Genomic DNA, 19756 nt, shown 5'->3' on the forward strand with positions numbered 1-19756 from the left:
CGTCTTTGCAGGGCGATTGTCTCTGCCCGAAAACCGCGGAGGGAGCAACCGGTGCCGGTGAAGTTGTCCTATTGCCGTCTGTGCCCCGCGTCGTGCGGGGTGCGTGTGGAGGTCGACGGCGACCGCATCGTCGGCATCGTCGGCGACGGCCTGCACCCGCTGTCCGGCGGCTACTCGTGCCCGAAGGGCCGTCGGGGCGGCGATTTCCTCCAGGGCCCGGACCGGCTCACCACATCGATGCGCCGAACCCGCAACGGCGACTACGAGCCCGTTCCGGTGGATACCGCGATCGCGGAGATCGCCGAGCGGATCGCCGCAATCACCGGTGAGCACGGCCCGGACTCGCTCGGTCTCTTCATGGGCACCCAGCAGAACTTCGCAGCGCTGACCGGACCGATGGCGCGAGCGTGGTTCCGCACCACCGGATCTCGCAAACTCTTCTCGACCATGACGATCGACCAGTCCGCCAAGTGGGTCGTGCAGGCGCGGATGGGGGAGTACCTCGGTGGAAGACAGCGCTTCGACACGGCGGACGTGTGGCTGCTCGCGGGCACGAACCCGATGGTCTCCCTCAACGGAGGCGACGGCGACGGCGCGATCACCCGCAACCCGTCGGTCTCGATCCGCGACGCGCGGGCCCGCGGACTGAAGCTCATCGTCGTCGATCCGCGACGCACCGAGACCGCAGTTCGCGCCGATCTGCACCTGCAGCTGCGGCCCGGGACGGATGCCGCGCTGTTCGCCGGATTGCTGCACGTGATCCTGTCCGAAGGCCGCCACGACCGGGAGTTCTGCGACCGCTTCGCGGACGGCCTCGACGCCCTCGCCGCCGCGGTCGCGCCGGCCACCCCCGAGCGCACCGAGGAAGCAACGGGTGTTCCCGCCGTCGACGTGATCCGGGCAGCCAGGCTGTTCGCAGCGGGACCCCGGGGCATGGCGACGACGGGCACCGGGGTGTGCATGGGCCCCCATTCCAACCTCGCCGAGCATCTCGTGGCGTGCCTGAACGTCGTCTGTGGCCGGTACCTGCGCGAAGGCGAGGCGACGCCCAACCACAACGTGCTCGCGCGGGACGTCCCGGCGCGGGCCGAGGCTCGTTCTGCAGCTCGTACCTGGGAGTCGGGATTCCGCAGCCGCATCGGCGGCATCGGAACGATGAACGGGGAACTGCCGTCCGGGATTCTCGCGGACGAGATCCTCGAGCCCGGCCCCGACCGGGTGCGGGCCCTGGTGGTTTCGGGAGGCAATCCCGCACGGGCACTGCCGGACCGGGTGAAAGCCGAACAGGCACTGCGTGCGCTGGACCTGCTGGTGTGTGTCGACACCCGCATGTCGGATACCGCGCAGCTCGCCGACTACGTGATCGCGCCGACCATGGCGTACGAGCGTCCCGACCACACGCTGCTGATGGAGTTCTTCTTCGCGCGGCCCTTCGCGCAGTACACCCCGCGGATCGTGGAGCCGCCGGAAGGCGTGATCGAGGACTGGGAGTTCTACTTCCGCCTCGCCGCCGCGTCCGGTCGGTCGATCAAATTCGCCGGGCGCGTGCTGGATCCGGCTGCACCGCCGACCTCGGAGGAACTGCTCGCGATGTTCGCCGAGCGCGGGCGCATTCCCGTGGCCGAGTTGAAGAAAGCGCCACGTGGCATGCTTGCGCCTCCCGACGACAAGGTGGTGGGCCCGCCATCCGAAGACGCAGCCGGACATCGCCTTTCGCTGTGCCCGGACGACGTCGCCGGGGAAATCGCCGCTGCACTCGGCGAATCGATCCGGATCAACGAGTTTCCGATGCGCCTGACGGTGCGGCGAATGCGGGAGTTGATGAACTCGCTGGGCCGGGAGATCGGCGGGTTACCACGCCACGGGTACAACCCCGCAGGCGTGAATCCGGAGGACATGCAGCGACTGGGCATCGAACACGGCGACATCGTCCGGATCCGCTCGGCCCACGGACGGATCCGGGCCGTCGCGCACACCGACCCGAGCGTCGGCCCGGGCACGGTGTCGATGACCCATTGTTGGGGTGGTTCCGACACCGAGGCGGACCCTCGGGTCGCCGGGAGCAACGTGAACGACCTGACCGGCTACGACCGGGTCCAGACCATCAACGCAATGCCCAGACTGACCGCAGTACCCGTGACCATCGAACGTGAGGTGTGTGCAAGTGCTCGCTGACAAGACCGTCGGGGTGCGCATCTGCCCGTTGTGCGAAGCCACGTGCGGATTGCTGTTCGAACTGGACGGACGCACCGTGACGTCGGTGACGTCCAACCCCGACGACGTGTTCAGCGCCGGACACAGTTGCGCCAAGGGACTGGGCCTCGCGCGGCTGGAGAACGACCCCGACGTCATCCGCACGCCCCTGATCCGCGACGGGGACGGCTTCCGCGAGGCGACGTGGGACGAAGCCTTCGCCGAGATCGGCCGACGACTGCCTCCGATCATCGCGGCGGACCCGAACAGCTGTGCCGTGTACTCGGGCAACCCTGCCGCCCACCACCTCGACCCGTCGCTGTACGCGCACCCGCTGATCGCTGCCATCGGCACCCGCAACGTCTACTCGCCCGCGAGCATCGACACCCTGCCGAAGAACTACGCGAACATGCTGCTCTACGGAACCGGACTGGGGATGCCGGTCCCCGACATCGACCACACGTCCTACCTGTTGATCCTCGGTTCGAATCCGCTTGTATCGAACGGAAGTACGATCACAGCGCCCGGCATCGGCAAGCGGCTCGACGCCTTGCGTGCGCGCGGCGGCACGCTGGTGGTGGTCGATCCGGCACGCACCCGCACGGCGGAGATCGCCGACCGCCACCTTGCCATCCGGCCCGGAACCGACGCCTTCTTCCTGCTCGCGCTCGTGTCGGTGATCGCCGCGGAAGGTCTCGCCGCTCCCGGCCGCCTGAGCGAATACACTGACGGCATCGGCGACGTTCTCCGTCTCGCCGAGCCCTTCACCCCCGAAGCGGTCGCGGGAATCTGCGGACTCGACGCCGACGAGATCCGCCGGGTCGCCCGCGAGTTCGCGGCTGCGGACGCCGCCGTTGCGCATTCCCGAATGGGTTCGTGCACACAGGAGTTCGGCAGTATCGCGAACTGGATGATCGAAGTTCTCAACGTCGTGACGGGCAATCTCGATCGGCCGGGCGGAGCGATGTTCCCGGTCCCGCCCGCCGGCGGACCCACCACGTGGCCCGCAAACCCGAAGGCACCACGTGTCTTCGATCGATGGCGATCGCGAGTGCGCGGCATGCCGGAGGCGATGGGGGAGATTCCCGCGGTGTGTTTCGCCGAGGAGATCCTCACCCCCGGGCCGGGACAGGTGCGCGGCCTGATCACGATCTCCGGCAACCCGGCCCGGTCGCTCCCGAACAGCCGAGCCGTCGAGGCTGCGCTGGCCGATCTCGACTTCATGGTGTGCATCGACGGCTATCTCAACGAGACGACCCGGCACGCCGATGTCATCCTGCCGCCCCCGCCGCTGACCACCCGCGGACACCACGACCTCGCGATCACTCACTTCCAGGTGCGCAACGTGGCCCGCTATTCGGCGCCTCTGCTCGAGCCCGGCCCGGGACAGATGCCCGAATGGCAGATTCTGTTGCGGCTCACGGCAATCGTGAGGGGTGAACCCGACCGCCCGATCGCCGAGCTCGACGAGGAGGTCGCCGCCACCGCGATCCGACGCGCCGCGAGACTCGCCGGCCGCGATCTCGACGACGTGGTCCGGGCCACCGGCGATCGCACCGGCCCCGAACGGCTGCTCGATCTGCGGCTGCGCAGCGGCCCGTACGGTGACCGGTTCGGTGCCGGGCCCGGCGGCCTGACCCTCGAGCTGCTCGAACGCAACCCCAACGGCATCGACTACGGGCCGTTGGAACCGCGAGTGCCGGAGGTGCTGCGGACCCCGAACGGCCGGATCGATCTCGCGCCCATCGAGTTGGTGGCCGACCTGTCCCGTCTGCGCGACGCACTTGAGCAACCCGTTCCCGACCTGGTCCTCATCAACCGGCGGCAACGGCGCGGCATGAACTCCTGGCTGCACAATGCGCTGCCGCAACCGGATTCGGGGCAGTGCGCCCTGTTCATGAGCCCGGTCGACGCGGCGGCGCGCGACCTCGTCGACGGCGATACGGTGCGCGTCACGTCGAAGACCGCGTCGATCGTCGCGGAACTGCACGTCACCGACTCGATGCGGCAGGGCGTGGTCAGCCTCCCGCACGGGTGGGGACACGACGGTGCGGGGCTGCGCACCACCCGCTCGGCCGCGGCGCCCGGCGCCAACGTCAACGCCCTGGTCGACGACATGGTGGTCGAGCCGTTGACGGGTACCCCGATCTTCAACGGATTCGCCGTCGACGTCGCCCGCATCGAGAGCGTGCCGGCATGACCGCGGAGCCGGGGACCCTGGCGGGCACCACGATCGGAGTCGTCGGGGCGGGGATGATCGGGGCCGCCCTCGCCTACACGTGCGCGAGGGCGGGAGCCGACGTGGTCCTGTTCGCGCGGACGCACGACGGCGCACGCAGGGGCAAGTCGTACGCCACGCGACGGGAAGAACGTGCCCTCCGTGCGGGCACGACGAGCGAAGCCGTGTCGCAGGCACTGCTCGACCGCATCCGGCCCACCGCACGTACCGAGGATCTGGCGCAGGCGGCGCTCGTCGTCGAAGCGGTCGCCGAGAACGTCGCGGTCAAACAGCAGGTCCTGCGGGCGGTCGAATCGGTCACCGCGCCGGACGCCGTGCTCGCTTCGACGACCTCGACCTTGCCGATCACCACCATCGGGTCGGCGCTGGCGCGCCCGGAGCGTTTCGTGGGAATGCACTTCTTCTCCCCGGTCGACCGGATGGCGCTGGTGGAAACCGTGGTCGGCGCGCGCACCGCCGAGAGCACCCTCGCCAGTGCGCTGGCCTATGCGCGGCTGCTGGGGAAGACACCCATCATGGTGCGCGACAGCCGGGGATTCTTCACCAGCCGGGTGATGGAACTCTACCTCGACGAGGCGATGATCGCGGTCGGGGAAGGAATCGATCCGGGCGTCGTCGAACGCGCGGCAACCGACGCCGGATACCCGGTTCCACCGCTGCAGCTGCTCGACGAGATCTCGCTGACGCTCAACCGGGACGTGCAGCGCGAGAACCGAATTGCAGTCGAGGACGCGGGCGGCACATGGCACGGCACCCGTGCGGACCGGGTCCGGGCACGCATGATCGACGACCACGACCGTGGCGGCAGATCGGTGGGCCGCGGGTTCTACGACTACGACGCCGACGGCGCGCGCATCGGGTTGTGGCCCGGCCTTCGCGAGTCGTTCGGTCCGGTGAAGCAGATCCCGATCGACGACATGCGCGACCGGTTGCTCTTCGTCGAGGTGGTCGAAGCGTTGCGGTGTCTCGCCGAGGGTGTCGTCGCTTCCGCCGCCGACGCGGACAGCGGTTCGGTGCTCGGCATCGGGTTTCCCGCACACACGGGCGGGGTCGTCTCGTTCGCCCGCGCCTACCCAGGGGGCATCGACGGGTTCACGGCCCGCGCGCACGAACTCGCCGATCGCTACGGCGACCGTTTCCTCCCGCCCGAGCCGGGTCCGCAATTCAACGAACAACCGGAGTGGCCATGACATACGTAGTGACCCAATCCTGCTGCAACGACGCGACGTGTGTCGCGGTGTGCCCGGTGAACTGCATCCACCCGACCCCCGACGAAGCGCAGTACGCCCGCACCGAGATGCTCTACATCGACCCCGATGCCTGCATCGACTGCGGCGCCTGTGCCGACGTGTGCCCGGTGGACGCGATCGTTCCCGACGGTGACCTCACCGCCGAGACCGAGATCTACCGGGAACTCAATGCCGCGTACTTCGCGGACAACCCGACCGCGTCCGGCCCCCGAGAGGTACCGGCGGAACCCGTCACCGCAACCGACCGGCCGGGTGCGCTGCGGGTGGCGATCGTGGGGTCCGGACCCTCGGCCTTCTACGCGGCCGAGGAGCTGCTGAAACGGCGCGACGTCGACGTCGAGGTGTCCATGTTCGAACGGCTCCCCGTCGCCGGCGGGCTCGTCCGCTACGGGGTGGCCCCGGACCACCAGACGACGAAGGCGGTCGAGCGGGTGTTCGCCCGTACCGCAGGACGCACCGGGTTCCGCGCCTTCTTCGGGGTGGAGATCGGCCGCGACATCGGCGTCGACGAATTGCTCGACCATCACCACGCGGTGATCCACGCGAGCGGAGCGTCCGACGACCGGAAGCTCGGAATTCCGGGCGAGGACCTGCCGGGCAGTGTGGCCGCACGGGAATTCGTCGCCTGGTACAACGGGCATCCCGACCACGCAGACCGCACGTTCGACCTGTCGGGACGCCGGGCCGTCGTGGTCGGCAACGGCAACGTCGCGCTGGACGTGGCGCGCATCCTGGCACGCGACCCCGAACGCCTCGTGCCGGGCGACATCGCCGAGCACGCGCTGGAAGCGTTGCGGCACAGTGCGATCGAGGAAGTGGTCGTGCTCGGTCGCCGCGGTCCCGAGCACGCGGCGTTCACGACCCCCGAGCTGCTCGCTCTGGGGTCGCTGCCGGAGGTCGACGTCACCGTGCACGGGGGGTACGAGGCACCCGAGGGCGCCTCGGTCAAGCTTCGGACGATCGCGGACTATGCGCGACGGGTTCCCGGCCGGGGCCGCCGGCGGATCACGCTGCGATTCGACGGAGCGCCGGTCGAGGTTCTCGGCGGCGACCACGTCGAGGGCATCCGGATCGCGCCGTACGGACGGGAGGGGACCGACGCCGACCTCGAGGCCTCGCTGGTGGTGCGTGCCGTGGGCTACCGTGGCCGCCCGCTTCCGGGTCTTCCGTTCGACGACGAGCGCGGGACGGTACCCAACGTCGCCGGTCGGGTGATCGATCCGGCCGGCGACCGTCCGGTGCCGGGCCTGTACGTCGCCGGCTGGATCAAACGGGGTCCGACGGGGGTCATCGGCACCAACCGGTACTGCGCCGCCGAAACGGTCGAGGCTGTGGTCGCCGATCACTCGCGTGCGCTGCTTCCTCGGCCGAACCGTGCACGTGACGAGCTGGCCTCACTGGTCGAGAGCCGGTGCCCGACGGCCATCGAAGTCGACGGCTGGAAGCGCATCGACCGGCACGAACGCGTCGAGGGGCGACGCCTCGGCCGTGCCCGGCAGAAGCTGGTCGACGTCGAGTCGATGCTCTCGGTGGCAGGCGGTCCGGGCGGTAGGTGAGACTTGCCCCAATAAACAACAAACATTAGATTTAACGCGCGGATGTGACCTGCATCTCACCGGGTCGGGTCCCGCGATCGACGCGATTCATCTTGGAGGTTTGCATGAGCGGCACCGTGGTAGATGCTTTGACCTACTGGGCTCGGTCGAAGCCGGATCTGGCGGCGATCGACTTCGACGGCGACGTCGTCACCTACGCGGAATTGTCCACCTGGGCGGACGGGGTCGCGCACGACCTCGCGTCCCGCGGCGTGGTCCCCGGCGATCGGGTGAGTTTCCTCGGCGTCAACAGCCTCGAGTGGGCCGTGGCGTCGCTCGGCGCGATGAAGGTCGGTGCCATCTCCGTGGGGTTCAACCAGCGCATGCTGGCAGGTGAACTCACCACCCTCGTGGAGGACTGCGAGCCCACCGTCGTCTACTGCGACGAAGCGTTGCTGCCCCGCCTCGAAGAGGTGCAACAGGCGCGCAACACGTTCTCGATCGCGGTGTTCGAGAAGGATGTTCGTCCGTTGCGTGGGGGTGCATACGAGCGGTACCGCACGCCGGTCGTCGATCTCGATACCCCCACCGCCATCGTGTTCACCAGCGGCACCACCGGACGACCCAAGGGCGTGATCTTCACCCACGCCACGATCGCCGGCGAGATGCACGAGTGGTCGCTCATGGAACCCATCCAGCCCAACGGCCTGCGGCCGCTGCTGGTGCTGCCGCTCTTCACCGCCGCCGGGATCATCTGGGGCATTTCGCGCGTCGTCCTGCAGGGCGGAACCCTGTTCCTTCAGCCCGGATTCGATCCGGCGAAGGCGCTGAAGGTGTTGTCCGAGGACAAGGCCAACACCCTCACCGGGCCGCCCATCCTGTTCGAGCAGATCGCGAAGGTGCCCGGATTCGCCGAGGCCGACCTGAGTCACATGATCACCGCGCACGTCGGTGGCGCCCGGGTCCCGGTCGACCTGCTCGGCAAGTGGCAGGAGCAGGGGGTGGCGCTGCGGCAGATCTACGGTCAGACCGAGATCGGCGGTTCGGCGACGGCGATGCCCCGTGAGGAGGCTGCCGAGCATCCCGACAAGTGCGGCTGGGGCGGGATCTTCACGAAGATCCGGGTCGTCGACGCCGAAGGAAACGACCTCCCGCCCAACGAAACCGGGCAGATCCTGCTGCGCGGTCCGGGCATGATGCCGGGGTACTGGCGCAACGAGGAGGCCACCCGCGCCGCCCTCGTCGACGGCTGGCTCCAGACCGGCGACCTCGGCAAGCTCGACGAGAACGGCTACCTCACGTACGTCGATCGTCTCAAGGACATGATCATCTCCGGTGGTCTGAACATCTCACCCGCCGAGATCGAGTCCGTCATCAACCAGATCCCCGGTGTCGAAGAGGTCGCCGTGATCAGCGTTCCCGACGCCAAGTTCGGTGAGACGCCGGCCGCGCTGGTCAGGGCCACCACGGAGATGAAGGAATCCGAGGTCGTGGACTTCTGCAACGACCGGCTGGCCGACTACAAGGTGCCGCGCTACGTCGTGTTCCTGGACGAACCGCTGCCCCGGATGGCCAGCGGCAAGATTGCCAAGCGGCAGTTGCGCGACTCCTTCGCGGACGTGCCCGACAACTACGACAAGGTACGGTGAGCGAGTAGTGGATTCACAGAAAGTTGCCGTCGTCACCGGCGGAGGACGGGGTATCGGTGCTGCCGTCTCGCGACGCCTCGCCGCCGACGGATTCGCCGTTGCGGTCAACTATTCGCGCAGTGCGCGCGACGCCGAGGACGTCGTGGCGAAGATCGTCGCGGACGGCGGTCGGGCCGTGGCGATTCAGGCGGATATCTCCAAGGCTGCCGACGCCGAACGGCTCATCGCCGACGCGACCGCGCAGTTGGGTGCCCCGACCGTCCTCGTCAACAACGCGGGGATGAACAAGGCCGGTGCGGCCCGGAAGCAGAGCCCCGAGGAATTCGACGAGGTCGTCTCGGTGAATCTCAACGGGGCGTTCTACTGCACCCACTTCGCGCTTCCTGCCATGTACGAAGAGGGCTGGGGCCGAGTGGTTTTCGTCAACAGTCCGTCGGGTGGTCGTCGCCCCGCGCCCGGCATGAGCGCCTATTCCGCGGCGAAGGCCGGCCTCGTGGGCATGGCCAAGACGATGGCCCAGGAGGTGGCGCGGCGTGGCATCACGGTCAACTGTGTGATGCCCGGGTTCGTCGCGACCGACATCGTCTCGTCGGGCGGCGAAGCGGGTGTGGAAGCACTGACGAAGCACTGGCCGTCGATCCCGCCCGAGTCGATCGCCTCGACCGTGTCGTTCCTGGTGAGCGACAACGCCGCCGACGTCTCCGGCGAGGAGATCGGGGTGTGGCGGGGCGGCCCGGTAGGCGTCTGAAACTCGATCTGAAGCTCGAACCTACTGCGACCCATGCCGATTCGATCGGCATGGGTCGCACTTCTTTGTGTCGTCATGGAGCGGGCCGGCCCACGCCGGCGAGCCGACGCCGAAACGAGGACGGGCCCCGGTCGTATCGACCGGGGCCCGTCCTCGAACCCTGTGTGTTACACCGACACCGGGGCCTTGGCGTCGTCCTGGGACCGGACCGAGGACCGTCGGCTGCGGGACAGGAGGGTGGCCGCGAAGCCGAGCAGCGAAACGACGCAGACCAGGAGGCTGAGCCACACGGTGGTGTCGTCGAAGGCAAGCGCGACCGCGATGACCGGGACGACCGCCGCACCCAGCGCATTGCCGGCCTCACGGCCGAGACCGAGCCCGCTGTATGCGTGCTGGGTGTGGAACAGCTCGATGACGTATGCGCCCATCGGGCCGAAGATGGCGGCGACGCCGATGCCGTTGCCGGCGGCCATGACCACCCAGTACAGCAGCGGGGGAGTGCCGACGCCCGACAGCAGCGAGATGCCGATCCAGGCGAACGCGGCGCTGTAGAGGAAGCCGAACATGATCACAGGCGCTCGCCCGACCCGGTCCGACAGGGAGCCGAACATCGGGATCAGAGCGGCGTTCGTGAGCTGCGCAGCGATGAGACCGACGAGGACTTCGGTGCCGCCGTAGCCGAGTTGGTTCTTGCCGAAGGTGCCCATGAACACGATGTAGAAGTAGCCGATGCCGGTCTGGCCGATGGTCATCACGAGCACGGTCAGCAGGGCGCGCGGCTGCTGCCGGATAACGTCGAGGAGCGGACGTTTCGAGACTGTGTCGCTCTCCTCGATCTCACGGAAGGCGGGTGTCTCGGGCAGGCTGCGGCGAAGCCGCAGGCCGTAGGCGAGGATCACGACGCTGCACAGGAACGGGATGCGCCAACCCCACGCGAGGAAGTTTTCCTGGGACATCAGCGACGACACCACGAGCAGCGAGAGCGTTCCGAGCACACCGCCGAGCGCCGCGCCCATACCGGGCAACGAGCCCATCAGGCCCTTCTTCTTCTCGGGTGAGAACTCGACGGCGACCAGGGCCGCACCGCCGTACTCACCGCTGGCGCCGATGCCCTGCAGGATTCGCAGGAACACCAGCAGAGCCGGTGCGACCCAGCCGATCTGGGCGTAGCTCGGCAGCAGACCGACGAGCAGGGTTGCGACACCCATCAGAACGAGGGTGAAGACGAGGATGCGCTTGCGACCGAGGCGGTCGCCGAGGCTGCCGAGGATCACTCCGCCCAACGGGCGGACGAGGAATCCGACGGCGAATGTACCGACCGCCTGGAGCGTTCCCAGGAGGGGGCTCGAGCCGGCGAAGAACACGCTGGCGAAGACCACCGACGCTGCTGAGGCGTAGAGGCTGAAGTCGTAGTACTCGAGCAGAGTCCCGACGAATGCGGCGCGGCTCGCGCGTCGCGAGTCCGCGCGGGAGTGTCCGGGATGGGTGCCTGCAGGGGAGTCTGCAGGCACAGTTGTACGTTCGGTCATGCGAAACCTCGCGTTGGGGGATGGTGGGCGAGAGGCCCGGATCGTGAAGTGACGCCGACCACATTAGCTACAGTCATTAGATTTGTCTATCGGGTGCGCTGCTCTCGCTCCGCGTGACCTCGACGTTGATTCCGGTGAGGTGCGACTGATTGCTGAGGATGTCGTACGCACCGATTCCGGTGGGGGAGAGGTTGTTCACGTTCACGCCCGGGTGATGCCGCGCCACGTCGAGGCTGCGAGCGGTGCGCTGGCCCCAGCCGTGCGTCATCGCCACCACGCCCGGTCGCAGCCCGTCGTCGTATTCCAGCACGGCGTCGATCGAGCCGTACCGGTTGCGGACGGTGACGTGATCGCCTTCGGCCAGATCGCGCCGTTCCGCATCCTTGGGGTTCATCCACAGCGGATTATCCTGGTGCACACCTTGTTTCAAGATCGAAAGGTTGTGAAGCCAGCTGTTCACCATGTACGGGGTGCGGCGGGTGACGAGCTTGAGCTGGTCCGCGCTCTCGGCACGCAGCTCCTCGAGGATGTCCTCGGCGGTGCGGTAAGCGCGCCGGAAAACAGGTGGACAGCAATCGATCAGGCCGTCGTCGTGCTGGACCGCGATGGTGAACACGTGGGACGGCACCGCCTCGGGCAGCACCGCCGTCTGACACGGCATCGATTGCAGGAGTTCGATGCTCAGACCGGCATCGCGCATCGCGGCATCGGCCGCGGCGAGAGGATCGGGATCCGGGGCGTCGAGCAGGGTCGTGACGCCCATCTCCTGCTGGATCCGAGACAGGATCCACCAGTCGTCGCGACGTTCACCCTTCGGCGGCACCACCGCGGGGGTGTACTGCACGTACGGCTCCAAGGCCACGCCCATCGTGTTGAGGAAGTTGACGTCCTCGTGCTCGAGCCAGTCGGTGGCGGGCAGAACGAAATCGGAGATCTCCCCGGTGACCGTGCGATACAGGTCGATGGTGACGATCAGCTCGACACTCGCCAGAGCCCGGCGGAGTTCTTGCTCGCCGCCCACCGACAACAGCGGGTTGCCGGAGATCACGATCAACGCCCGAATGGGATCGTCCGGATTCTCGATGTACTCCGCGAGCCGCGCCGCGGGAAGATCCCCGCCGACGGTGCGGGTCTCTCCGAGGCTGCTGGAGAAGAACGGATCCTCGCGCCTGCGCTTCGAATTCTGCACGACGTCGGTCATGCCGCGCGAGTAGATGTTGCCGCCGCGCCTGCCGAGGTTGCCGGAGAACAAGCTGATCATGTTGAGCATCCAGTACGCCAGCGCACCCTGACGTCCTTGGTTCACGCCGGTCGCCATGTAGATGCTCGCCGTGGGCGCGGCGCAGAAGTCGTCGGCGACCTGCCTGATGGTGTCGGCTTCGATGCCGGTCACCGCGGCCACCCGCTCGGCCGGATAGCGCCGCACGAATTCGAGCAGTCCGTCGATGTTGCGTGCGTGCTTCTCGATCTCGGTGCGGTCGTATCCGATCCGGAAGACGATCTCGTGCAGCATCGCCGCGAGGAAGTAGAAATCGGTGTCCGGTTTGATCAACAGCACGTTGCCGGTGTCCGGTCCCGACGACTCGATCCGCCGCGGGTTGACGAAGAGCACGGTCCCACCCCGGCGCTTCACCGCCTTGATCTTCCCCATCGGGTCCGAGACGTGCATCAGCGTCATGTGCGAGACCTGAGGATTGCTGCCCAGGCAGAGGAAGTAGTCGGTGTGCAGCAGATCCGGAATCGGGTGGGCCATCGATGCCCCGTAGATCGCCTCGCTCGCAGCGTATTTCGCGGAGGTGTCCTGGGTGCCGGCGCTGAAGCGCATCCGGGTGTCGAATCCGCGTGCGAGCGCCGCGGCGTTGGCGTAGTAGGTGCCGTTGAACGCCGACGGGTTGCCCTGGTAGATCGCCAGTGAATTGCGTCCGTGCCGTCGGCGGATGTCTTCGAGGCGGGCGGCGATCTCGCCGACGGCATCGTCCCAGTCGACCGGTTCGAAGTCGCCGGCCTCGGTCCTGCGTGGATTCGTGCGTCTGAGTGGCCGGTCGAGGCGGTTCGGATCGTCGTGCACCCGGAGATAGTGCACACCTTTGTGGCAGGAGAAGCCCTTGTGGACGGGATGGTCCTGGTCCGGTTGCAACCGGACGACCCGATCGTCCTCGACATCGGCGACGAGACCGCAACCCGGTTCACAGATGCGGCAGAAGGTGTGGACCCGGCGCGCGGTCATCCGGTCATCCACCGACCGTCGCGGCGCGCGACGACGCCGCGAGGGCTTCCTCTCGATAGTTGGACGGCCACTTCTTGCCGAGGGTCAGGCCGCCGTCGACCCCGAGGGTCTGGCCCGTCACGAACTCGGCGTCGTCGGAGGCGAGGAACGCCGCGGCGTGGGCGAGGTCCTCGGGTTCGCCCGCGCGGGGGATGGGCTGGAAGTTCGTCAGGCTGCGCCGCACGGCCTCGACACTGCGATCGAGCGCGTCGTCCTCGAGTCCGGCGCCGTGGCCGACGATGCGGGTGGCGACGCCGCCGGGGACCAGAGCATTGACGCGGATCCGGAACTCGGCCAGCTCTACTGCTGCGGTTCGGGTCAGTTGCAGCACAGCGGCTTTCGCTGCGCTGTAGGGGTGCGGACCGAACCCGGTGCGGACGCCCGCGACGCTCGAGACGTTGATGATGCTGCCGGATCCCTGCTCGCGCATGACCCGTGCGGCGTGTTTGGTCCCGAGGAACACGCTGCGTGCCAGCACCGCGAATCCGTTCTCCCACTCCTCGAGCGTGGTGTCCTCGAGGAACGTCCACGCGCCCACGCGGCCCGCGTTGTTGACCACGCAGTCGAGCCGGCCGAACCGGTCGACTGCGAGCGCGACGGCGGCTTCCACCTCGGCTTCGTTGCGCACATCGGTGTGCAGGTAGACGCCGCGGTCGCCGAGTGCGGAGGCGACGGCCTCGCCGCGTGCGTCGTCGATGTCCGCGACGACCACGCGGGCCCCGCGCTGGGCGAACGTGTGCGCAGTCGCCGCACCGATTCCGCTGGCGGCACCCGTCACCAGGGCTACCTTGCCGTCGAGGTTCGTCATGGGACTCCTTCGGTCGTCGTCCGTGCGCGGTTTCCTTGAGCTTTTAATCTAAAGCCATTAGCCTGCGTGTGTCGAGCACTCAGTCCCTTGGAGAGTCATATGTCCGATGTGAAACCGATCCTGACCGAGCGACCGCGGCCAGGTGTGCTCGTGATCCGGCTGAATCGCCCCGACGAGCTGAATGCCATGAACGTCGACCTCATCGACGCGTTGCACGAGGTGCTCGCCGAGGTTCGCGACGATTCGACCACCCGCGCGATCGTCCTCACCGGCGAAGGCCGGGCCTTCTGCGCCGGGCTGGACCTGCGCGGATACGGAACGCCGTCGGGCACCACGGAGGGTGAGGGGCGTGCGCAACTCGGACTGCGCGTGCAGAAGCACATCGCGGGTCTCGTCGACGACTTCCGCAGCGCGCGGCCGCCGGTCATCGCCGCGGTCAACGGGGCTGCGGCGGGCGGCGGCATGTCGCTCGCACTGATGGCCGACATTCGTATCGCGTCGGAATCCGCGGTGTTCCACGCCGCGTTCATCCGCCGCGGCCTGTCCAATTGCGATATCGGCATGAGCTGGCTGCTGCCCCGCATGATCGGGTTCTCCCGGGCCGCGCAGATCATGCTCACCGGCCGTTCGATCGACGCCGGCGAGGCCGAACGCATCGGCCTCGTCTCGTCCGTCGAACCTGCCGACGCACTGCTCGACGTCGCGTTGGACACCGCCGAGGCCATCGCGCAGAACAGCCCGTTCGGGGTGTGGATGACCAAGGAGGTCATGTGGTCGAACCTCGAGGTGCCCAGCATGCGTGCCGCGATCGACCTCGAGAACCGCACCCAGATCCTCAGCTCGCTGACCCGGGACCACAGGGAGGCCGTCGTCTCCTTCCTCGAGAAGCGTCCCCCCGAGTTCCGAAACCACTGACCATCGGCCGACGCCGGCTCGACCAGAACACACGTAGCAGAAGTAGCGAGGCAGCATGAGAGTAGGAATCGCCGCAGGTTATTGGGGGTCGGGCCCGCCGCGGCACGTCGAGCGGATGCTCGCCGAGGCCGAGACGCTCGGGGTCGACAGCTTCTGGACCGCCGAAACGTACGGGTCCGACGCGCTGACGCCGCTGGCGTGGTGGGGCGCGCAGACGTCGACGATCAAGCTGGGCACCTCGGTGTGCCAGATGTCCGCCCGCACACCGACGGCGCTGGCGATGGCTGCGCAGACCCTCGACCACCTCAGCGGCGGCCGCGTGATCATCGGTATCGGCGCCTCGGGACCGCAGGTCGTCGAAGGCTGGTACGGGCAGCCGTACCCGCGGCCCCTCGAACGCACCCGCGAATACATCGAGATCATGCGCCAGGTGTGGGCGCGGGACGAACCGGTGACCTACTCGGGACGGCACTATCAGCTTCCCCTGCAAGGCGGAACGGGACTGGGGAAGCCGCTCAAGTCGATCGTGCACCCGCTGCGCAACGACATTCCCGTCTACATGGGCGCCGAGGGACCGAAGAACGTGGCGCTGGCCGCCGAGATCGCCGACGGCTGGACACCGCTGTGGTTCTCGCCCAAGAGCGACGAGTTCTACCGCAAGGCACTCGCCGAGGGGTTCGCCCGGGAAGGCGCACGCCACACGGCCGACGACTTCGAGGTCGCGAACGTGTGCTGGCTCGTCGAGAACGACGATGTGGAGAAGGCCGCGTCCCGGCTCAAGCCGACGGTCGCCCTGTATGCGGGCGGCATGGGCGCCAAGGGCGCGAACTTCCACAACGACGTGTTCGCGCGCATGGGCTGGGGCGAGGTCTGTGCCGAGATCCAGGAGCTGTACCTGAGCGGGCGGGCCGATCTCGCCGCGCAGGCCGTGCCCACCGAGATGGTCGAGGACGTCGCGCTCGTCGGTCCCGCGGACAAGATCATCGAAGAGATCGAAACCAAGTGGAAGCCGACGTGTCTCACCACCCTCATCCTCGGTGGGTGGCCGAAGCCGGAGAACCGTAAGCGCATTCTGGAGGCAGTGCAGTCGTGAGTCTGGATCCGAGAACCCCCATCCTGGTCGGCGTCGGCCAGGTCAACGAGCGCGACGGTGGCATCGAACCCGTCGATCTGATGGTGCGTGCCGCACGCGCGGCGGCCGACGATGCCGGTTCGGCGCGACTGCTCGAGCTCGTCGATTCGGTCCGTGTGGTCGGGTTGCTGTCCTGGCGCTACCGGGATCCGGGTGCGCTCGTCGGGGAGCGCATCGGCGCGACCGTCCGGCACACCGGTTACTCGGGCAACGGGGGCAGCACGCCGCAGGTCCTCGTCAACGGTGCCGCCGAGGACATCGCCACAGGGCGTGCCGACGTCGTGCTCATCGGTGGTGCCGAATCCTGGCGCACCCGAACGAAGTTGCGCGCGCAGAAGCAGCGCCCGGAATGGACGGTGCAGGACGAGTCGGTGCCGGCCGCCGAAATCATGGTCACCGACGTGCCGATGGCCGACGAGAGCGAACGCCGGATCGGTCTGGACCGGCCGTCGTACGTCTATCCGCTGTTCGAGCAGGCGCTGCGCGTGTCGGCGGGGCGCTCGGTCGCGGAGCACCAGGACTTCATCGGCGGGTTGTGGTCGCAGTTCAGCAAGATCGCGGCGACGAACCCGAACGCCTGGGTGCAGCGCGAGTACACCGCCGCGGAGATCGCGACCCCGTCGCCCGACAACCGGATGATCTCCACGCCCTACACGAAGCTGCTGAACTCGAACAACATGGTCGATCAGAGCGCGGTGCTGCTGCTGTGCTCGGTGGAGACCGCCACCCGGTTCGGAATTCCGCAGGAGCGCTGGGTCTTTCCGCAGTCCGGCACCGAATCGCACGACACCTACGCGATCGCCGAACGCGGTGCGCTCGACCGGTCCCCGGCGATCCGCATCGCGGGCGCGCGGGCCCTCGAGCTCGCGGGGATCGGGCTCGACGACGTCGCGCACGTGGACGTGTACTCGTGTTTCCCCTCGGCGGTGCAGGTCGCGGCGAACGAACTCGGTCTCGCCCTGGACGACCCGGGCCGGCCCCTCACCGTCACCGGTGGCCTGACGTTCGGCGGCGGACCGTGGAACAACTACGTCAGCCACTCGATCGCGACGATGGCGGCGCGGCTGCGCGAGTCTCCCGGCTCGTACGGCCTGGTCACCGCCAACAGCGGGTACCTGACCAAACACGCGATGGGCGTGTACCGGTCCGAACCGCCGGCCGGCGGCTTCCGTCGTCTGGATGTGCAGGCCGAGGTCGATGCGCTCCCCACGACGAAGGCGCTGCTGTCCTGTGCGGGCACAGCGTCGGTGGAGTCGTGGACGGTGGTGTACGGCCGCGACGGCGCCCCGGAGCGCGGTTTCCTCGCAGCCCGCACCGCCGGGGGTGAGCGGACGCTTGCCGCGACCACGGACGCCGACGATCTCGCGCGTCTCGTCGAGGACGATGTCGCAGGCCGGCAGGTCGTCGTCTCGGAGGACGGGCAGTTCCGCTTCGCCCGACGTTGACGGCTTTTATCTAAAGACATAAGGTTAATGCCACTGACACGACGGTCTCGTGTCACGAAAGCGAGGAGTTCACAATGTCTGTCGAAGACTTCCGCGCCCTGTACGAACAGCACGTGGGCTACGTCGTCGCCGGAAACATGAAGGCCGCCCTGGCCGACATGGTGCAGGAGAACATTCCGCAGGTCTTCGACGGCGTCGACGCCCCGCGCGCGGCCGCCCAGGGTTTCGAGATCAAGGACGTGCGTGCCGAGGGCGACCTCATGGTGGGCGAGACCGTCTACGACATGGGCGACCGCTCGATCGGGCTGCGCTCCATCTGGGAACTCCACGACGGACGGTGGCTGGCCGCGAAACTCGAGAACTTTCCGACAGGAACGGACGCGAACGCATGACGACGACCGAACCATGGGGGCCCGCTCCCGACGGGCTCGACAAGCCCTACTGGGAAGGTCTCCTCGAAGGTGAGCTGCGGCTGCAGCGCTGCACCGGGTGCAGCACCTGGATCTGGGGCCCGCAGGCCATCTGCGGCACCTGCCACGGCTTCGACATCGGCTGGGAGACAGTGGAACCCGTCGGTACCGTCTACAGCTGGAATCGCAGCTGGTACCCCTACATGGACGAATATGCCGACAAGCTTCCCTACGTGACGGTGCTCGTCGAGCTGCCCCACGCCGGCGGCCGCCGGGTACTGGGCATCCTCACCGACGACATCGACGCGAACCCCGAGATCGGCGACCGCGTCGTCGGGGTGTTCGAGCACACCGAGGGCGCGACCTGGCCGTTGCTGCGCTGGCGTCGCACCGGCACGACCGAAGAAGGAGAACAGCGATGAGCGCGGGCAACATGCGCGGGGCCGCTGCGGTCGTCGGCGTCGCCGAACAGCACTATCGCCGCGGCGAGGCACCGCACAGCGAGAAGCGGATGACCCTCGAGGTCATTCTCGAAGCGTGCGCCGACGCGGGCGTCAACCCCCGCGAGATCGACGGCTTCGTCTCCTACGCGGGCGGTCCCAACGACGGCGCCATCATCGGCGGCGCGCTGCTGATCGACGAACTCCGCTGGTCGAACATGATGTGGGGCGGTGGCGGTGGCAGTGTCGCCGCCGCGATCACGAACGCCGCTGCCGCGATCGCCACCGGCCAGGCCGAGTGCGTCGTGGTGTACCGCGCCATGTCGCAGGAGGACACGGGCCGGCTCGGGTATGCGAAGTACCACTACGGAAGCCACTTCCTGGCCCACGGCATCGGCTCGCCCGCACAGATCTGCGCGATGCGCACCCAGCGGATGCTCGAGCACGGCGGCGTGCCGCGCAGCGCGATGCGCGCGCTGGTGCTCGCCGCGTACCAGCACGCGCAGAACAACCCGACCGCACAGGGTTACGGCCGGCCCCTCGACGAGGACACCTACGAGAAGTCCCGGTTGATCGCCGAACCGTTCCACCTGTTCGACTGCTCCCGGGAAAGCGACGGCGCGGTCGCCCTCGTGCTCGTCTCGGCCGAACGCGCCAAGACGCTGCGCCCCGATCCTGCCTACCTGCTCGCCGGTGCGCAGGGGGCACCCGGCGGCTTCTCCGAGCTGATCGACAACGACCTGGGCGAGCAGTACATGTCCGCCGGATTCGGTCCCGCCAACAACGGAAAACCCGGTGTTGCACAACGACTCTGGGCCGGAGCCGGATTGGGTCCCGACGACGTCGACGTCGTGCAGGTGTACGAGAACTTCAGCGGCCCCGCAGTGGCCGCGCTGATCGATCACGGCCTGTGCCCTCCGGGGGAAGCGGCCGGCACGTTCATGACGGTCGAGAACCTCACCGCACCGGGCGGCAAACTCCCGATCAACACCAGCGGCGGCAACCTCGCCGACTCGTTCGTCAACGGCCTGAACCTCGCGGTCGAAGCGGTCCGCCAGATCCGCGGCACCTCGACCAATCCGGTGGCGAACGCGAAGACGTCGCTGTTCATCGGCGGCCCGATGGCGCCGCTCGTGAGCTCGGTGCTGTTCGGCCACGAAGACACGCTCTGACCGTCACCCCCGCGAAAGGCACGAC

At 68.1% G+C, this 19756-nt stretch carries 15 protein-coding genes; 12 read left to right on the top strand and 3 right to left on the bottom strand.

Annotation, left to right across the window (positions count from 1 at the left end):
• Positions 1-51: 51 nt before the first annotated feature.
• The 6 genes from ACWDTS_RS09735 (at position 52) to ACWDTS_RS09760 (ending at position 9614) form a co-directional block, all read left to right on the top strand.
• On the top strand, positions 52-2175 hold the full coding sequence (locus ACWDTS_RS09735; RefSeq protein WP_197251418.1) for a molybdopterin-containing oxidoreductase family protein: 2124 nt from the start codon (positions 52-54) through the stop codon (positions 2173-2175).
• A complete protein-coding gene (locus ACWDTS_RS09740) occupies positions 2165-4393 on the top strand; it encodes a molybdopterin-dependent oxidoreductase (RefSeq protein ID WP_450109106.1) in 2229 nt (742 codons plus the stop codon). Before ACWDTS_RS09735 ends, ACWDTS_RS09740 begins: the two co-directional genes overlap by 11 nt.
• The gene (locus ACWDTS_RS09745) at positions 4390-5622 is read left to right on the top strand and encodes a 3-hydroxyacyl-CoA dehydrogenase NAD-binding domain-containing protein (protein WP_450109107.1); all 1233 of its coding nucleotides are present in this window, start codon (positions 4390-4392) and stop codon (positions 5620-5622) included. The genes ACWDTS_RS09740 and ACWDTS_RS09745 overlap by 4 nt, the downstream gene beginning before the upstream one ends.
• A complete protein-coding gene (locus tag ACWDTS_RS09750) occupies positions 5619-7238 on the top strand; it encodes a 4Fe-4S binding protein (protein ID WP_450118040.1) in 1620 nt (539 codons plus the stop codon). Before ACWDTS_RS09745 ends, ACWDTS_RS09750 begins: the two co-directional genes overlap by 4 nt.
• A gap of 104 nt (positions 7239-7342) precedes the next feature.
• Positions 7343-8866, top strand: coding sequence for a class I adenylate-forming enzyme family protein (locus ACWDTS_RS09755; protein ID WP_420750311.1), 1524 nt, complete (start codon positions 7343-7345; stop codon positions 8864-8866).
• A gap of 7 nt (positions 8867-8873) precedes the next feature.
• Positions 8874-9614, top strand: coding sequence for an SDR family oxidoreductase (locus ACWDTS_RS09760; protein ID WP_197251413.1), 741 nt, complete (start codon positions 8874-8876; stop codon positions 9612-9614).
• Positions 9615-9781: 167 nt separating this feature from the next.
• Here the strand turns inward: ACWDTS_RS09760 and ACWDTS_RS09765 are convergent, their stop codons facing one another.
• The 3 genes from ACWDTS_RS09765 to ACWDTS_RS09775 form a co-directional block, all read right to left on the bottom strand.
• Complete coding sequence (locus ACWDTS_RS09765) at positions 9782-11143, bottom strand: MFS transporter (RefSeq protein WP_450118041.1); 1362 nt, start codon at positions 11141-11143, stop codon at positions 9782-9784.
• Between the two features lie 76 nt (positions 11144-11219).
• Positions 11220-13370: a molybdopterin-containing oxidoreductase family protein gene (locus tag ACWDTS_RS09770; protein ID WP_450118042.1), complete on the bottom strand. Its 2151-nt coding sequence runs from the start codon at positions 13368-13370 to the stop codon at positions 11220-11222.
• A 4-nt stretch (positions 13371-13374) separates the two neighbouring features.
• Positions 13375-14217, bottom strand: coding sequence for a glucose 1-dehydrogenase (locus ACWDTS_RS09775; protein WP_450118043.1), 843 nt, complete (start codon positions 14215-14217; stop codon positions 13375-13377).
• A 99-nt stretch (positions 14218-14316) separates the two neighbouring features.
• Here ACWDTS_RS09775 and ACWDTS_RS09780 point away from each other — a divergent pair, with 99 nt between their 5' ends.
• From ACWDTS_RS09780 to ACWDTS_RS09805, 6 genes are all read left to right on the top strand, one after another.
• Entirely contained in the window at positions 14317-15132 is an 816-nt protein-coding gene (locus ACWDTS_RS09780; protein ID WP_248675086.1) for an enoyl-CoA hydratase/isomerase family protein, read from the top strand.
• A 55-nt stretch (positions 15133-15187) separates the two neighbouring features.
• Positions 15188-16225 carry an LLM class F420-dependent oxidoreductase gene (locus tag ACWDTS_RS09785; protein WP_248675085.1) on the top strand — a complete coding sequence of 346 codons (1038 nt, stop codon included), beginning with the start codon at positions 15188-15190 and terminating at the stop codon, positions 16223-16225.
• The gene (locus tag ACWDTS_RS09790) at positions 16222-17709 is read left to right on the top strand and encodes an acetyl-CoA acetyltransferase (protein WP_450118044.1); all 1488 of its coding nucleotides are present in this window, start codon (positions 16222-16224) and stop codon (positions 17707-17709) included. Before ACWDTS_RS09785 ends, ACWDTS_RS09790 begins: the two co-directional genes overlap by 4 nt.
• A 74-nt stretch (positions 17710-17783) precedes the next feature.
• Positions 17784-18101, top strand: coding sequence for a hypothetical protein (locus tag ACWDTS_RS09795; protein WP_450118045.1), 318 nt, complete (start codon positions 17784-17786; stop codon positions 18099-18101).
• Positions 18098-18541, top strand: coding sequence for a Zn-ribbon domain-containing OB-fold protein (locus tag ACWDTS_RS09800; protein ID WP_450118046.1), 444 nt, complete (start codon positions 18098-18100; stop codon positions 18539-18541). Before ACWDTS_RS09795 ends, ACWDTS_RS09800 begins: the two co-directional genes overlap by 4 nt.
• Positions 18538-19731: a thiolase C-terminal domain-containing protein gene (locus ACWDTS_RS09805; RefSeq protein ID WP_450118047.1), complete on the top strand. Its 1194-nt coding sequence runs from the start codon at positions 18538-18540 to the stop codon at positions 19729-19731. The genes ACWDTS_RS09800 and ACWDTS_RS09805 overlap by 4 nt, the downstream gene beginning before the upstream one ends.
• The last annotated feature ends 25 nt before the right edge of the window (positions 19732-19756 follow it).

Source organism: Rhodococcus sp. NPDC003383 (genome assembly GCF_053589115.1).

Coding starts and splice junctions, on each gene's coding strand:
- ACWDTS_RS09805 (WP_450118047.1), top strand. CDS start 18,538: ATGAGCGCGGGCAACATGCGCGGGGCCGCTGCGGTCGTCGGCGTCGCC.
- ACWDTS_RS09775 (WP_450118043.1), bottom strand. CDS start 14,217: ATGACGAACCTCGACGGCAAGGTAGCCCTGGTGACGGGTGCCGCCAGC.
- ACWDTS_RS09770 (WP_450118042.1), bottom strand. CDS start 13,370: ATGACCGCGCGCCGGGTCCACACCTTCTGCCGCATCTGTGAACCGGGT.
- ACWDTS_RS09780 (WP_248675086.1), top strand. CDS start 14,317: ATGTCCGATGTGAAACCGATCCTGACCGAGCGACCGCGGCCAGGTGTG.
- ACWDTS_RS09785 (WP_248675085.1), top strand. CDS start 15,188: ATGAGAGTAGGAATCGCCGCAGGTTATTGGGGGTCGGGCCCGCCGCGG.
- ACWDTS_RS09755 (WP_420750311.1), top strand. CDS start 7,343: ATGAGCGGCACCGTGGTAGATGCTTTGACCTACTGGGCTCGGTCGAAG.
- ACWDTS_RS09795 (WP_450118045.1), top strand. CDS start 17,784: ATGTCTGTCGAAGACTTCCGCGCCCTGTACGAACAGCACGTGGGCTAC.
- ACWDTS_RS09800 (WP_450118046.1), top strand. CDS start 18,098: ATGACGACGACCGAACCATGGGGGCCCGCTCCCGACGGGCTCGACAAG.
- ACWDTS_RS09750 (WP_450118040.1), top strand. CDS start 5,619: ATGACATACGTAGTGACCCAATCCTGCTGCAACGACGCGACGTGTGTC.
- ACWDTS_RS09765 (WP_450118041.1), bottom strand. CDS start 11,143: ATGACCGAACGTACAACTGTGCCTGCAGACTCCCCTGCAGGCACCCAT.
- ACWDTS_RS09745 (WP_450109107.1), top strand. CDS start 4,390: ATGACCGCGGAGCCGGGGACCCTGGCGGGCACCACGATCGGAGTCGTC.